General features: G+C 37.1%; 1 pseudogene. It reads left to right on the top strand.

Annotated features, from left to right (window positions below):
- A pseudogene (locus tag IU405_RS05480) lies at positions 1–372 on the top strand (sugar kinase); the annotation flags it as partial.

Genomic DNA, 372 nt, shown 5'->3' with positions numbered 1-372 from the left:
GGGAATAACCATCTCAACTGATTTAAATTATCGTGCTAAGTTATGGAAATATGGAGGTGATAGAGAAGCCATTATGACCGAGCTGACTTCGCATTGTGATGTGATTTTAGGGAATGAAGAAGATGCTGAAATGCACTTTGGCATCAAACCAGAAGGCTTTGCAGTTCAAACTGAAGGTCACAATGTAAAGGCTGAGGCTTTTTTATCGGTTTGTCAACAAATGATGAAAAAATTTCCAAAAGCTAAAAAGGTAATCACAACTTTAAGAGGTTCTATCTCTGCTTCTCATAATACTTGGGCAGGCGTTTTATACGACGGTAAACAAATGTTGCAAACCCGTCAATATCAAATAACTGATATTGTTGATAGAGT

Source organism: Polaribacter sp. BAL334, assembly GCF_015767435.1.
In the GTDB taxonomy this organism is placed as follows: Bacteria; Bacteroidota; Bacteroidia; order Flavobacteriales; family Flavobacteriaceae; genus Polaribacter.
This window is presented reverse-complemented; position numbering and strand designations above follow the sequence as displayed.